This is a genomic window from Caulobacter mirabilis (assembly GCF_002749615.1).
In the GTDB taxonomy this organism is placed as follows: Bacteria; Pseudomonadota; Alphaproteobacteria; order Caulobacterales; family Caulobacteraceae; genus Caulobacter; species Caulobacter mirabilis.
Genome location: NZ_CP024201.1, coordinates 2443338 through 2458114 on the forward strand (window position 1 = coordinate 2443338; position 14777 = coordinate 2458114).

Sequence of the window (14777 nt, forward strand, 5' to 3'; positions counted from 1 at the left end):
CGCCGTCCTACCCCCCGCGCTTCTCCAGGTGCCCGTCCTTCAGGGCGAACACCCGATCCATGTAGCGGGCCAGCTCCAGGTTGTGGGTGGCGATCAGGGCGGCGACGCCCTGCTCGCGCGCCTGATCATACAGCGATTGGAACACCACCGCGGCGGTGTCCGGGTCGAGGTTGCCGGTCGGCTCGTCGGCCAGCAGCAGGCGCGGCTGGTTGGTCAGGGCCCGGGCGATGGCCACGCGCTGCTGCTCGCCGCCCGACAGCTGGGCCGGCTGATGGTGGACCCGCTCGGCGAGGCCGAACGACGCCAGCAGCGCTTCGGCCCGGTCCCGCGCTTCGTCCGCCGGCCGGCCGGCGATCATGGCCGGCATGGCCACGTTCTCCAGGGCCGTGAACTCCGGCAGCAGGTGATGGAACTGGTAGACGAAGCCGATGGTCCCCAGGCGCGTGCGGGTGCGGCCGCGCTCGTTCAGGGCGGTGCAGTCGCGACCGCCGATGAACACCTGACCGCCATTCGGCCGCTCCAGCAGGCCGGCGGCGTGCAGCAGCGACGACTTGCCCGAGCCCGACGGCCCGATCAGGCCGACGATCTCGCCCGGATGGAGATCCAGGTCGACGCCCTTGAGCACCTCCAGGGCGCCGGCGTCGGTCTTGTAGGTGCGGACCACGCCGCGCAGGCTGAGCGTCGGCTCACTCATAGCGGAGGGCCTCCACCGGATCGAGGCGAGAGGCCCGCCAGGCCGGCCACAGAGTGGCCAGGATGCTCATCGCGAAAGACCAGCCGGTGGCGATGGCGACCTCGTGCCACTCGATCTTCGCCGGCAGGTGGCTCAGGAAATAGACATCGGCGTTGAACACCTGGGTTCCGGTGACGGACTCGACGATCTGCTGGATCGCCTCGATGTTGGCGCAGAACACCACGCCGAGCACCAGACCGACGGCCGAGCCGGCCAGACCCAGGATCACGCCGGCCATCATGAAGATGCGCAGAACGGCGCCCTGGCTGGCCCCCATGGTGCGCAGGATGCCGATGTCGCGGCCCTTGTTCTTCACCATCATCACCACGCAGGAGATGATGTTCAGAGCGGCCATGATCACCACCACCATCATGATCAGCCGGACCATGACCCGTTCGACCGCCAGGGCCTCGAAGAAGGATCGGTTCTGCTGGGTCCAGTCGGCGACGCTGACCAGCGGTCCCGCCGCGGCCTTCAGCGCCGGCCGCAGGCTGGTGGCCTTGTCCGGGTTCTTGACCATGATCTCGATCTTGTCGACCCGCCCCTCGCGGCCGAAGAACAGCTGGGCCTGCTCCAGGGGCATGTAGATGAACAGCTGGTCGAACTCACTCATGCCGACCGAGAACACGCCGCCGATGACATAGTCCTTCTGGCTCACGCTCTGGCCAAAGGCGGTCGAGGCGCCGCTGGGCGATATCAGAGTGATGGGGTCGCCGGGGCCGACGCCCAGCGAGGCGGCCATGCGGTCGCCGATCAGGATCAGGTCGCCGCCGTATTCCCCCTGGCCGAAGCCGTCCAGAGACCCGCGGCGGATGTTCTTGGCGATGATGTCGGTCTTGCGCAGGTCCGACGGCGAGATCCCGCGCACCATCGCGCCGGAGATCTGGGCCGGCCCCATGACCATGGCCTGCCCCTCGACCATCGGCGTGGCCCGGGTGACCTGCGGAACCTTGAGCAGGCGCTCGACGATGTGCGCCGGCTCCTCGCCGTAGAGCCCGTCGCCCAGCACATAGGCATGGCCGTTGAAGCCCAGCATCCGGTCCAGCAGATCGGCCCGGAAGCCGTTCATCACGCTCATCACGGTGATCTGGGCGAACACCGCCAGCATGATGGCCAGGAAGCAGATCACCGACATCAGGGCGACGCCGGCGTCCTTGCGCCGCGCCCGCAGATAGCGGACCGCAACGGCCCGCTCCCACCGCCCGAAGGGGGCGCCGTGCGTCGCGGCGGCCTGGCTCACGCGGCGGCCTTGCCGGTCAGCTGGGCGATCGCCGCGTCGAGCGACGTCACCGACCGTTCGCCGGTGGCGCGATGCTTCAGCTCGACGTTGCCCTCGGCCAGCGCCTTGGGGCCGATGATCAATTGGTGCGGCAGGCCGATCAGGTCCGCCGTGGCGAACTTGCCGCCCGGACGGTTGTCGGTGTCGTCGTAGAGGACCTCCAGGCCGGCGGCCTCCAGCGCGGCGACGACCTTGTCGCAGGCCGCATCGCAGGCCTCGTCGCCGACCCGAAGGTTCAGCACGCCGACGTCGAACGGCGCCACGGCGTCCGGCCAGATGATGCCGCCCTCGTCGTGGCTGGCCTCGATGATCGCGCCCAGCAGGCGCGAGACGCCGACGCCGTAGCTGCCCATGTGAACCGCGACGTCCTTGCCGTCCGGACCGGCGACGTTGGCCTTCATCGGCTTGGAGTACTTCTCGCCGAAGTAGAAGATGTGGCCGACCTCGATGCCGCGGGCCGACAGCTGCTTGTCGGCGGGCACGGCGGCGAAGGCGGCCTCGTCGTGCATTTCTTCGGTGGCGGCATAGAGGGCCGTGCGCTGGTCGACCAGCGGCTGCAGGTCGCCGTACCAGTCCACGTCCGGGCCGGGCGCGCCCATCTCCACCAGGTCCTTGTGGCAGAACACCTGGCTCTCGCCGGTGTCGGCCAGGATGATGAACTCGTGGCTGAGGTCGCCGCCGATCGGGCCGGTGTCGGCGCGCATCGGCACCGCCTTCAGACCCATGCGGGCGAAGACGTTCAGATAGGCGACGAACATGCGGTTGTAGGCCTTGCGGGCCGAGGCCTCGTCCAGGTCGAAGCTGTAGGCGTCCTTCATCAGGAACTCACGGCCGCGCATGACGCCGAAGCGCGGGCGGCGCTCGTCACGGAACTTCCACTGGATGTTGTAGAGGTTCAGCGGCAGGTCCTTGTAGGACTTCACATAGGCCCGGAAGATGTCGGTCACGACCTCTTCGGCGGTCGGGCCGTACAGCAGGTCGCGCTTGTGGCGGTCGACGATGCGCAGCATCTCATCGCCATAGGCCTCGTAGCGGCCGCTCTCGCGCCACAGGTCGGCCAGCTGGATGGTCGGCATCAGGAGTTCGACGGCGCCGGCGCGGTTCATCTCCTCGCGGACGATCTGCTCGACCTTCTTCAGCACCCGCAGACCCAGCGGCAGCCAGGCATAGATGCCGGCGGCCTCCTGCTTGATCATGCCGGCCCGCAGCATCAGCTGATGCGAGACGATCTGGGCGTCGGAAGGCGCTTCCTTGAGCGTAGGCAGAAAATAGCGCGACAGGCGCATCGGTATCCCCAAATAGCGTTAGGGGTGACTTACCCTTGCGCGCGCTCGATTGGCAACGCGACCGGCGGCGAAAAGAAGGCCGCTGGAGCAAACCAGCGGCCCTGCAGTCATCGTCGGGGAAAAACGCCACGGAGCAAGACCGGCGAACCGGCCTCCATGCCCCCGAGACTAGCCGCCCCTCGACGCGTCGCGAGTCGAACCCGCACGGACGGCGGCTTGAGGTCGCTGATCGCCCGGACTTTGGTCATCGGCGGTCGATTCATGCGCCCGCTGCCGAAAACCTGGGCGTTCCGGCCTCCGAAGCCGAGGCCGCGAGACTAGTTCCAGTTCGAGGGAGCCTGAGGCATCGGGATGACGCCGAGCTTGATGACCACGAACAGCACCACCCACAGCACGGCCGACACCCAGGTGGTGGTGAAGAACTTCCGCTTGAGGTTGGGGTTCACCGGCGCGCCGGGATCGCCGCCGTCCTTCACCTCCAGGCCCTCTTCGGCATAGGTGCGGTTGCCCAGCGGCAGGACGGCGAACAGCACCGTCCACCACAGCGTCACATAGATGGCGATGCCGGTCAGGAGGCCCATCAGTGATGACCTTCCTTCGGCGTTTCCATCAGCTCGACCAGCATGCCGCCCACGTCCTTGGGATGCACGAAGATGATCAGGGTCCCGTGGGCGCCGATGCGCGGCTCGCCCAGCACGGTCGCGCCCTTGGCGACCAGGGCGTCGCGGGCCTCGTGGATGTTCTCGACCTCGAAACAGACGTGGTGCTGGCCGCCCTTGGGGTTCTTGGCCAGGAAGCCGTGGATCGGGCTCGTTTCGCCGTAGGGCTCGATCAGCTCGATCTGGCTGTTGGGCAGGTTCACGAAACAGACCCAGACGCCCTGCTCCGGCATGGCGAACTTGTCGGTCACGGAGGTGGCGCCGAGCAGGTCGCGGTACATCTTCACCGACTCCTCGATCGAGGGGGTGGCGACGCCGACGTGGTTCAGTTTACCGATCATGGGTCTCGTCCGGACTGCTAGGTATCGTTTCCGGCGCTGCTCTACACCCCGCGACCGGGCGGCGCCATGGCTACCCTACGGCAGCGCTCTCAGCATTCGCCCTCAGGACCGAGGCCGACCGCCTCCCTCAGTCCCCATTCCATCGTCATGACGTTGTCGATCCGCCAGTCGCCGTTCGCGCGCCGGCAGAGGAGCCAATAGATTTCCTTGGGTTCGCCGAAGTTCTTGAACCTGACCTGGACCTGGGAACGGTCGGGCGGAACGGCCTCCTCGGCGAACGCGAGGTCGGTGATCTCGAAGTCCTGCGCGCCATACAGCCAATCGAAGCCGACGCCGCCGTCCTCTTCCTTCTGGTCCTCCGCCAGGGCTGCGGCCAGGTCGGCCGCGTAGTAGCCGGGAAGCTTGGCGGGCTCGATGACCGCGCCGTCCTCCTTGTAGGCGCTCTGAACGAGCTCCAGCGGCGTCTGGGCGGCGGCGGTCGAGGCCACCAGGGCCATCGCGGCGGCGAAAGCGAACGTCTTCATGATCCGCGGCTTACACCGCTCCGGCCGTGCAGGAACAGCCCCAGGCCCAGCCAGCCGACCAGGAAGCCGCCCAGGTGCGCCTGCCAGGCGATGCCGCCGCCGGAGAGACCGAAGGCCAGCACGACGATGACGTTGGCCACGATCGGCCCGCCGAGCTGGCGCAGGACCTGAGGCGAGAACGCCGGCGACAGCGTCCCGTCCCGGCCGAGGCGCATGACCCCGCCCCAGAGACCGAAGATCGCGCCCGAGGCGCCGACCATCAGGGCGTAGGGATCAGGCTGAAGCGCCAAATAGACCGCATCGCCCGCGAGGCCGGCGACCAGATAGAAGGCGATGAAGGCCAGCTGTCCCCGCGCGCTTGGTCCGAACCGGCGCGCCAGGATCAGGCCGAACGGGATCATCGCCGACAGGTTCATGCCCAGGTGCAGAAGCCCGGCGTGCATGAACATCGCGGTGAACGGCGTCCACCACCAGCCCTCGGCCAGGGTTCCCCGGCTGAGCGCCCCGAGCGTCTCGAGATTCGGTTGGCCCAGCCCGCCGCGCAGGAGCAGCTGCCCCGCGAAGGTCGCGCCGATCAGGGCGAGCAGCAGCGCCAGGCCCCAGGCCTCGCGCCAGCGAAAATTGAACGCAGGTTCGACCGCGCGCCGCGATGGTCGCGGCGGGTCAGAATCCGTCGGAGCCCCCCAAGGGCGGCCTTCGGTCATACAGGTCAGGTGGCGCGCCGTCGGTCCGGGTTCAATACCGCCGGCCGATCACGCCCTCGTCAGACCCGCAGCACCGTCGCCTCGACGACCGGCTTGCGTTCCCAGATGCGGTACGCGGCCTTCTTCACGGCGCGGGTCAGGACGGTCTCGACCAGCTCGTCGATCGCCCGCTCCTCGGCCGGCAGCTTCTTCAGCGCTTGCGACGCTTCCTCGGCGAGGTCGGCCAGGGCGTCCTCGACCGAATAGTCCTCCTCGCCCGGCAGGCCGGCGCCCTTCAGGGTCGGACCGGCCAGGATCTTGCCCTTGTCGTTCAGCACCACCGAGACGGCCAGCATGCCGTTGAAGGCGGCGTGGCGGCGCTCCTTCAGGGCGTCGCCGTTCTCCGGCGTCAGCATGCCGCCGTCGACGTAGAGGCGGCCCGAGGGAACCTCGTCGATGATCTCCGCGCGGCCCGGAGCCAGCCGGACCATGTCGCCGTTGCGCGGCGCCACCGCCTGCGGGACCTGCAGGTCCCTGGCGAAGGCGGCGTGCTCCAACAGATGGCGGCGCTCGCCGTGGGTCGGGACGGCGATCTGCGGCCGAGCCCAGGCGTACATCTGGGCCAGCTCGTCGCGACACGGGTGACCGGAGACGTGGATGCCGGGGTGGTCGCGCTCGGTGTAGAGGCGCACCCCGCGGTCGGCGAGCTTGTTCTGCAGGTTGCGGATCGGGATCTCGTTCCCCGGAATGACCCGCGACGAGAAGATCACGTGATCCCCCTGCCCCAGCTTGATGTGCGGATGCCCGCCGTCGGCGATCCGGGCCAGCGCGGCGCGCGGCTCGCCCTGGCTGCCCGTGCAGAGGAACAGGACGCCGTCCTCAGGGATGTTCTTGGCCTGGTTCTCGTCGAGCAGCGGCTCGATGCCTTCCAGCAGACCGACGCTGCGGGCGGCGGCGGCCATTCGGTGCATGGAGCGGCCGGCCAGCACCACCTTGCGGCCGGCGGCCTGGGCGGCGCGGATGACGGTGTCCATCCGGGCGACGTTCGAGGCGAAACAGGCGACGGCGACCTTGCCCTTCAGCCCGGCGATCAGGGTGTTCATCGCGGTGCGGACCTCGGCCTCCGAGCCGGCCGTCCCGTCGACGAAGACGTTGGTGCTGTCGCAGACCATGGCCAGCACGCCCTCGTCGCCGAGCTTGCGCAGGGCCTCGACGTCGGTGACCGGGCCCAGCTGCGGATCGGGATCGATCTTCCAGTCGCCGGTGTGCAGCACCGTGCCGAGCGGCGTGCGGATGGCCACGCCGTTCGGCTCGGGAATCGAATGGGTCAGGGTCACCAGGTCGAGGTCGAACGGCCCCAGGCTGAAGCTGCCGCTCAGCGGCACCTCGGTGATCTCGACCTCGTCGAGCAGATCGGCGTCGCGCAGCTTCTCGCGCAGCAGGTAGGCGGTGAACGGCGTGGCGTAGACCGGCGCCTTCAGCCGCGGCCACAGCCAGGCGACGGCGCCGATGTGGTCCTCGTGAGCGTGGGTCAGGACGATGCCGAGGATGTCTTCGGCGTATTCCTCGATGAACTCAGGATCCGGAAGGATCACCTCGACGCCCGGCGTGGTCTGGTCGCCGAAGGTCACGCCCAGGTCGACGACGATCCACTTGCGGTCGTCCTCGGGGCCGTAGCCGTACAGGTTGAAGTTCATCCCGATCTCGTTCGACCCGCCGAGCGGCAGGAAGACCAGTTCGTCATTGGGGTTCGCGGTCATTACTGGGCCAGTCGACGGTTGCGACGGTGGATCTCGAGCATGCCACGGATCGTCAGGTCGGGGTCGAAGTGATCGATCTGTCTCGTCGCGCCTTCGAACAGCGAAACGACGCCACCGGTGGCCACGACGGTCAGATGCTCGCCGCGTTCCGCCTTGATGCGCTCGATCAGGCCGTCGATCAGGCTGATGTAGCCCCAGAACACGCCGGACTGCATGGCGCTGACCGTGTCGGTGCCGACCACGCGGTTGCGCTCGGGACGCTGGATGGCGATGCGGGGCAGCTTGGCCGCGGCCTCGTGCAGGGCCTGCATGGAGAGGTTGATGCCCGGGGCGATGATGCCGCCCTCGAAGCCGCCGTCGGCGCCCACCACGTCGAAGGTCGTCGCCGTGCCGCTGTCGATCACGATCAGCGGGCCGGGATAGGCGATGTGCGCGCCGATGGCGTTGACCAGGCGGTCGGCGCCGGCTTCCGACGGCTTGTCGATCCGCACCTCGACGCCCAGCTCGGCGTTCTCGCCGATGATCAGCGGCTCGACGTGCAGATAGCGGCGCGACAGGTTGCGCAGGTTGAAGATCGACTGCGGCACCACGCTGGAGATGATGCAGGCGGTCAGCGAGCCCAGGCCCAGACCGCGCATCTCCAGAAGCTGGGACAGCCAGACCGCGTATTCGTCGGCGGTGCGGGTGCTCTCGGTGGCGCTGCGCCACTGGGCGATCCAGCTCTCGCCGTCATGCACGGCGAATAGGGTGTTGGTGTTCCCTTGCTCGATCGCCAGCAGCATTCACTGTTCTCCTCGCCGGTCCGTCCCCCGTCCGGCGCCTAGGGTTGGGCGGATCAGGATCCGCCGAAGAAGACGTCGCCGGCCGTGATGCGCCGCAGCATGCCGTCTGGCAAGCGCAGACGCAGAGCCCCGTCGCCGTCGAGGCCCTCGGCGATCCCCTCCACGGTCTCGTTTCCGAGGCGGGCGACGCAGGGTTGGCCCAGCCCCTGGGCCCGGCGGGTCCAGGCCTCGGCGATCGGCGGGAAGCCGTGCGACTGCCACAGGACGCGCCAGCGCTCGAAGTTGCGCGCCAGCAGCGCCAGGGCGTCCAGCGGCGCCGGCGGCGGGGTGGTCATGTGCTCGGTGAAGGCCGTGGCCGGCCGCTCGGGCGAGACCGGCGGCGTCGCCAGGTTCACGCCCACGCCCATGGCGATCCACAGGCCGCCCGACGGATGCGGGCCCGACTCGACCAGGATGCCGCAGACCTTCAGGCCGCCGACCATGGGATCGTTGGGCCACTTCAGCCTGACCAGTTCGGGCGGCACGAAGACGTCGGCCAGGTCCGCGACCGCCAGGGCGGCCAGGAAGCTGACCTGGGCGGCCTCGGCCGGCGGCTTGTCGGTGACGAAGAGCAGGGTGGCGGCCAGGTTGCCCTGCCCTGTCTCCCAGGCGCGGCCGCGGCGGCCGTGGCCGGCGGTCTGCCGCTTGGCGGTGATCCAGACGGGGCCGGTCTCGCCGGCCTCCGCCCGTCGCCGCGCCTCGGCGTTGGTGGAGTCGACCTCCTCCAACGCCTCGATTGGCGGGATCGTCACGCGCCGCCGAAGGCTGCCGCGGCGCGCTCAGCGAGCGGCGTCAGCCAATAGAGGGCGACCAGCACCACCGGGAACGAGAACAGCGCCGCGCCCACCGCGATGGTCTTGGCCTCGACCGGGGCCTTGGCGATCTCGCCTTCCGGCGCCGCGTCGAACCACATCACCTTGATCAGGCGCAGGTAGTAGAACGCCGCCACGACCGAGCCGACCAGGGCCGCCACCGCCACCCAGGCCAGGCCCGCGCCCAGCGCCGCCTTGAACACGAAGAACTTGGCGAAGAAGCCGCTGAAGGGCGGCAGACCCAGGGCCGACAGCGCGAAGGCGGTCATGGCCAGGGCCAGGACCGGGCGCTCCTTGAACAGGCCGGCCATGTCGTCGATCGTCTCCATCGGCTTGCCGCTGCGCTCCAGGGCGCAGAGACAGGCGAAGAAGCCGGTCACGTCGATCATGTACAGGACCATGAACATCAGCATGGCCGACACGCCGTCCTGGCCGCCGGAGGCGAGACCGATCAGGGCGTAGCCGATGTTGGCGATCGAACTGTAGGCCCACAGGCGCTTGAGGTTGCGCTGCGCCAGGCCCGCGAAGGCGCCGACGAAGACCGACAGCAGGGCGACGACGATGATCACCTGCTGCCACTGGCCGATGGCGCCGGCGAAGCCTTCGTCCAGGGCGCGGGCCAGCACCACCATGGCGGCGAGCTTGGGCGCGGCCGAGAAGAAGCCCACGATCGGCGACGGCGCGCCCTCATAGACGTCCGGGGTCCACATGTGGAACGGCGCGGCGGAGACCTTGAAGGCCAGGCCGCAGATCAGGAAGACCAGGCCGAACAGCACGCCCACGCCCGCCCCGCCCTGCACCGCCTGGGCGATGACGTCGAAGTGCGTCGAGCCGGCGAAGCCGTAGATCAGCGAGGCGCCGTACAGCAGCAGGCCCGAGCTGAGCGAGCCCAGCACGAAGTATTTCAGGCCGGCTTCCGAGCCCTTGGCGTCGTCGCGGCGGATGGCCGCCAGGACGTACAGGGCCAGCGAGTGCAGCTCGACGCCGATGTAGAGCGAGATCAGGTCGCCGGCCGAGGCCATCATGCCCATGCCGAGGGCGGCGAGCACGATCAGGACCGGGAACTCGAACTTGGCCTCGCCGCGGCGGGCCAGCCAGCGGTCGCCGAGCACGATGCTCACCGCGCTGGCGGCGTAGATCGCGACCTTGGCGAAGGTCGACAGGCCGTCGGAGACGACGCCGCCCGAGAAGCCGCGGCCTTCCGGCGCCAGGATGGCGGCGACGGCGGCGGCGGCCAGGGCCAGGATCGCGGCGCCGTTGAACACCGCGTTCGAACGGCCCTGCCAGGCGCCCCAGACGAGCAGCAGCAGAGCGGATCCGGCGAGGATCAGTTCAGGCAGAAGGAGACAGATATCCGAAGAGGTCATGATGCCCGCCTCACCCGCCCGTCGCGCCGCGCCAGGCGGCCACTAGGGCGTCCACCGAGGCGCCGGTGATGTTGAAGACGATGTCGGGCTGGAAGCCCAGGTACACAGTGAAACCGATCAGCGGGATGAAGATCAGCACTTCGCGCCAATCCAGGTCCTGGATGTCGGCCAGGGCCGGGTTGGTCATCTCGCCGAACACCACGCGACGGTAGAGGTTCAGCGCGTAGACCGCCGACAGGATGACGCCGGTGGCCGCGACGAAGGCGGTCCAGGTCGAGACGCCGTAGACGCCGACCATGGTCAGGATCTCGCCGACGAAGCCGCTGGTGCCCGGCAGGCCGACGTTGCCCATGGTGAACAGCAGGAACACCGCCGCGTACCAGGGCATGCGGTTCACCAGGCCGCCGTAGAAGGCGATCTCGCGGGTGTGCATGCGGTCGTAGACCACGCCGACGCAGAGGAAGAGCGCGCCCGAGATGAAGCCGTGGCTGATCATCTGGAAGATGGCGCCCTGCACCCCGGTCTCGTTCACCGCGAAGATGCCCATGGTCACGAAGCCCATGTGGGCGACGGAGCTGTAGGCGATCAGCTTCTTGATGTCGGTCTGACGGAAGGCGACCAGCGAGGTGTAGACGATGGCGATGACCGACAGGGCGAAGACCAGCGGCGCGAACATCTCGCTCGCGTTCGGGAACATCGGCAGGCTGAAGCGCAGGAAGCCGTAGCCGCCCATCTTCAGCAGGATGCCCGCCAGGATCACCGAACCGGCCGTCGGCGCCTCGACGTGGGCGTCGGGAAGCCAGGTGTGGACCGGCCACATCGGCATCTTGACCGCGAAGCTGGCGAAGAAGGCCAGCCACAGCCAGGTCTGCAGCCACGGGGCGAACCTGTAGGTCATCAGCTCGGGGATCGAGCTGGTGCCCGCCACGCCGATCATGGCCAGGATGGCGGCCAGCATCAGGACGGACCCGAGCAGGGTGTAGAGGAAGAACTTGAAGGCCGCGTAGACCCGGTTCTTGCCGCCCCAGATGCCGATGATCAGGAACATCGGGACCAGGCCGGCCTCGAAGAACAGGTAGAACAGGATCAGGTCCAGCGCGCAGAACACGCCGATGACCAGGGTCTCCAGGATCAGGAAGGCGACCATGTATTCGAGGACGCGCTTCTCGACGCTCTTCCAGCTGGCGATGATGCAGATCGGCAGCAGGAAGGCGGTCAGGGCCACGAACAGCACCGAGATGCCGTCCACGCCCATCCGGTAGTGGAGCCCCGCGAACCACGGGATCTCCTCGACGAACTGGAAGCCCGGGATCGAGCGGTCGAACTGGAGCACCAGCAGGACCGACAGGGCGAAGGTCGCCAGGGTGGTGACCAGCGCGATCCACTTCGCGGCCGTGTCGGCGCGCTCGCCCTGCGGGCCGAACTGGCGCAGCAGGACGATGGCGGCGACGCCGACCAGAGGCAGGAAGGTGGTGAGAGAGAGAATTCCGGTCATGGTCTAAGCGCCCCTCACCGAGACCATTGGTACAGGGCGTAGGTGAGCAGACCGGCCACGCCGAGCAGCATCACGAACGCATAGTGGTAGACGTAGCCCGTCTGCAGTCGGCCGGTCCGTTTGCCGACCGCCGCGGACACCGCGGCGACGCCGTTGGGGCCCAGGCCGTCGATGAGCTTCTGGTCGCCGCCCTTCCAGAACAGGTCGCCCAGGAACCGGGCCGCCCGCACGAAGGTGGCGTCGTAGAGCTCGTCGAAGAACCACTTGTTGTAGAGGAAGGTCCACAGCGGGCCGCGCTTGGCCGCGATCGCCGCGCCCATGCCTTCCCGCACGATGTAGACGTACCAGGCGCCGACCATGCCCAGCAGGGTCGCGACCAGCGGCGCCCACTTGACCCAGGTCGGGACCTCGTGCGCCTCGTGGAGGACGTGGTTGGTCTCGGCGGTGAAGATCGCGCCGCGCCAGAACTCGGCCTCGTGGTGGCCCACGAAGAAGCCGGCGAAGACGAAGCCGGCGGCGACCGCGCCCACGGCCAGCACGGCCAGCGGGAACAGCATCACCCAGGGGCTCTCGTGCGGCTTGTGGTCGTGGCCATGGCCGTGATCGTCATGCGCGCCGTGAGCATCGTGAGCATGCGCGTCGGCGTGGGCGTCATGGCCGTGGCCATGGTCGTCGTGCGCCGCGTGCTCGCCCCACTTCGGCGTGCCGTGGAAGGTCATGAAGGCCAGGCGCCAGCTGTAGAAGGCGGTCAGGCCGGCGGCGAACACGCCCACCAGGAAGGCGAAGTAGGCGCTCGGGTTGTGCTGGGCCGCGGCGAAGGCCGCCTCGATGATGGTGTCCTTCGAGTAGAAGCCCGCGAAGCCGCCGATGCCGGGGATGCCCAGGCCGGTGATGGCGATCGTGCCCAGCGTCATGACGAAGTAGGTGAACGGCAGGTACTTCCACAGACCGCCCATCTTCCGCATGTCCTGCTCGTGGTGCATGCCGTGGATCACCGAGCCGGCGCCCAGGAACAGCAGCGCCTTGAAGAAGGCGTGCGTGAACAGGTGGAACATGGCCGCCTCGTAGGCGCCCACGCCGGCGGCGAAGAACATGTAGCCCAGCTGCGAACAGGTCGAGTAGGCGATGACCCGCTTGATGTCGTTCTGGGCCAGGCCGACGGTGGCGGCGAACAGGGCCGTCACCGCGCCGATGAACATCACGACCTGCTTGGCGACCGGCGCGTACTCGAACATCGGCGACAGCAGGCAGACCATGTAGACGCCGGCGGTGACCATGGTGGCCGCGTGGATCAGGGCCGACACCGGGGTCGGGCCTTCCATGGCGTCCGGCAGCCAGGTGTGCAGGAAGAACTGCGCCGACTTGCCCATGGCGCCGACGAACAGCAGCACGCAGGCCAGGTCGACCAGCGGCCAGTCGCGGCCGAGGAACTCCCAGGTCTTGGACGCGCCGGCGGCGATCTGCGGGAAGATCTCGGCGAACTGGATCGAACCGAAGGCCCAGAACACCGTCATGATGCCCAGGGCGAAGCCGAAGTCGCCGACGCGGTTGACCACGAAGGCCTTGATCGAGGCCGCGTTGGCCGAGGGCTTCTTGAACCAGAAGCCGATCAGCAGATACGAGGCCAGACCCACGCCTTCCCAGCCGAAGAACAGCTGCATGAAGTCGGCGGCGGTGACCAGCGCCAGCATGGCGAAGGTGAACAGCGACAGGTAGGCGAAGAAGCGCGGACGGCTGTCGTCCTCGGCCATGTAACCCCAGCTGTAGATGTGCACGAGGCTGGAGACGGTGGTCACGACCACCAGCATGACCGACGACAGGGCGTCGATGCGGATCGACCAGTTCGACTGGAAGTCGCCGACGTTGATGAACGGCGCCAGATGGACGGTGAAGGCCTCCATGTGGCCCCAGGTCCATTGGACGAAGTTGTACCAGCTCAGAACGGCGGCCAGCACCAGCAGGCCGGTGGTCACCGCCTGCGACGGGATGTTCCCGATGCGGCGGCCGAACAGGCCAGCGATGAGCGCGCCCAGAAGCGGCGCGAACAGGATTACGGTGACGAGCGTCTCCACGATCAGCCCTTCATCATCGAGGCGTCGTCCACGGCGATGTTGCCGCGGTTACGGAAGAAGGTGACCAGGATCGCGAGACCGACGGCGGCTTCGGCCGCGGCGACGGTCAGCACGAACATCGCGAAGATCTGCCCGACCACGTCGTGCAGGAAGACGCTGAAGGCCACCAGGTTGATGTTCACCGCCAGCAGGATGAGCTCGATGCTCATCAGGATGACGATGACGTTCTTGCGGTTCACGAAGATGCCGAAGACGCCGATCGTGAACAGGATCGCCGCGACGATCAGATATTGCGACAGCCCGATCATTCGGCGATCCCCTCACCCGGCTTGATGTCGACGATCTTCATGCCGGTGGCCGGGGTGCGGGCCACCTGGGCGGCGATGTTCTGGCGCTTGATGTGCGGCTTGTGGCGCAGCGTCAGGACGATCGCCCCGATCATGGCCACCAGCAGCACCAGGCCGGCCGCCTGGAAGAAGTAGACGTAGTCGGTGTAGAGCACCCGGCCGATGGTCTCGGCGTTGGTCACGTCCGGCAGCGAGGCCTGCGGCGTGGCGTTCTTGGCCGCCGCGCCGTTGGCCGCGACGTTCACCGCCACCATGATCATCTCGATCGTCAGCACCCCGGCGACCAACCCGCCGATCGGCAGGTAGCGCGCGAAGCCCTCGCGCAGCTGGGCGAAGTCGACGTCGAGCATCATGACGACGAACAGGAACAGCACCGCCACGGCGCCGACGTAGACGACGATGAGCAGCATCGCCAGGAACTCGGCCCCGATCAGCACGAACAGACCCGCCGCCGAGAAGAAGGCGGTGATCAGAAACAGCACCGAGTGCACCGGATTGCGCGCGAGGACCACGGAGAGACCCGCCAGGATCGTCACCGTCGCCAACACGTAAAAGGCTATAGCCTGCAGAGCCATCTTGGCCGCTGCTCCCTTATCAG

Annotated in this window: 15 protein-coding genes; all 15 read right to left on the bottom strand. The window is 68.1% G+C overall.

The features are described 5' to 3' along the window. Positions 1-7 precede the first annotated feature (7 nt). Entirely contained in the window at positions 8-694 is a 687-nt protein-coding gene (locus CSW64_RS11820; protein WP_099622299.1) for an ABC transporter ATP-binding protein, read from the bottom strand. Next, the gene (locus CSW64_RS11825; protein ID WP_099622300.1) at positions 687-1973 is read right to left on the bottom strand and encodes a lipoprotein-releasing ABC transporter permease subunit; all 1287 of its coding nucleotides are present in this window, start codon (positions 1971-1973) and stop codon (positions 687-689) included. The genes CSW64_RS11820 and CSW64_RS11825 overlap by 8 nt, the downstream gene beginning before the upstream one ends. Further along, a complete protein-coding gene (proS, locus tag CSW64_RS11830) occupies positions 1970-3298 on the bottom strand; it encodes a proline--tRNA ligase (RefSeq protein ID WP_099622301.1) in 1329 nt (442 codons plus the stop codon). Before proS ends, CSW64_RS11825 begins: the two co-directional genes overlap by 4 nt. Positions 3299-3615: 317 nt before the next feature. Further along, entirely contained in the window at positions 3616-3879 is a 264-nt protein-coding gene (locus tag CSW64_RS11835) for a DUF1467 family protein (RefSeq protein WP_099622302.1), read from the bottom strand. After that, a complete protein-coding gene (gene mce / locus CSW64_RS11840; protein ID WP_099622303.1) occupies positions 3879-4298 on the bottom strand; it encodes a methylmalonyl-CoA epimerase in 420 nt (139 codons plus the stop codon). The genes CSW64_RS11835 and mce overlap by 1 nt, the downstream gene beginning before the upstream one ends. A gap of 89 nt (positions 4299-4387) precedes the next feature. Next, positions 4388-4822, bottom strand: coding sequence for a hypothetical protein (locus CSW64_RS11845; protein ID WP_099622304.1), 435 nt, complete (start codon positions 4820-4822; stop codon positions 4388-4390). Next, entirely contained in the window at positions 4819-5526 is a 708-nt protein-coding gene (locus tag CSW64_RS11850; protein WP_099622305.1) for a rhomboid family intramembrane serine protease, read from the bottom strand. The genes CSW64_RS11845 and CSW64_RS11850 overlap by 4 nt, the downstream gene beginning before the upstream one ends. Before the next feature lie 59 nt (positions 5527-5585). Beyond that, complete coding sequence (locus tag CSW64_RS11855; protein WP_099622306.1) at positions 5586-7265, bottom strand: ribonuclease J; 1680 nt, start codon at positions 7263-7265, stop codon at positions 5586-5588. Beyond that, positions 7265-8047 carry a type III pantothenate kinase gene (locus CSW64_RS11860; protein WP_099622307.1) on the bottom strand — a complete coding sequence of 261 codons (783 nt, stop codon included), beginning with the start codon at positions 8045-8047 and terminating at the stop codon, positions 7265-7267. The genes CSW64_RS11855 and CSW64_RS11860 overlap by 1 nt, the downstream gene beginning before the upstream one ends. Positions 8048-8100: 53 nt before the next feature. Beyond that, positions 8101-8838, bottom strand: coding sequence for a biotin--[acetyl-CoA-carboxylase] ligase (locus CSW64_RS11865; RefSeq protein WP_099622308.1), 738 nt, complete (start codon positions 8836-8838; stop codon positions 8101-8103). After that, positions 8835-10265: an NADH-quinone oxidoreductase subunit NuoN gene (gene nuoN, locus CSW64_RS11870; RefSeq protein ID WP_099622309.1), complete on the bottom strand. Its 1431-nt coding sequence runs from the start codon at positions 10263-10265 to the stop codon at positions 8835-8837. Before nuoN ends, CSW64_RS11865 begins: the two co-directional genes overlap by 4 nt. Positions 10266-10275: 10 nt before the next feature. Continuing rightward, a complete protein-coding gene (locus CSW64_RS11875) occupies positions 10276-11760 on the bottom strand; it encodes an NADH-quinone oxidoreductase subunit M (protein WP_099622310.1) in 1485 nt (494 codons plus the stop codon). 14 nt (positions 11761-11774) lie between these two features. Next, positions 11775-13832 (bottom strand): NADH-quinone oxidoreductase subunit L, encoded by a 2058-nt coding sequence (nuoL, locus tag CSW64_RS11880; RefSeq protein ID WP_099622311.1) that lies wholly within the window; start codon positions 13830-13832, stop codon positions 11775-11777. A gap of 2 nt (positions 13833-13834) precedes the next feature. Beyond that, entirely contained in the window at positions 13835-14140 is a 306-nt protein-coding gene (nuoK, locus tag CSW64_RS11885; RefSeq protein ID WP_099622312.1) for an NADH-quinone oxidoreductase subunit NuoK, read from the bottom strand. Beyond that, positions 14137-14754, bottom strand: a complete 618-nt coding sequence (locus tag CSW64_RS11890; RefSeq protein WP_099622313.1) for an NADH-quinone oxidoreductase subunit J — start codon at positions 14752-14754, stop codon at positions 14137-14139. Before CSW64_RS11890 ends, nuoK begins: the two co-directional genes overlap by 4 nt. Positions 14755-14777: the final 23 nt, after the last annotated feature.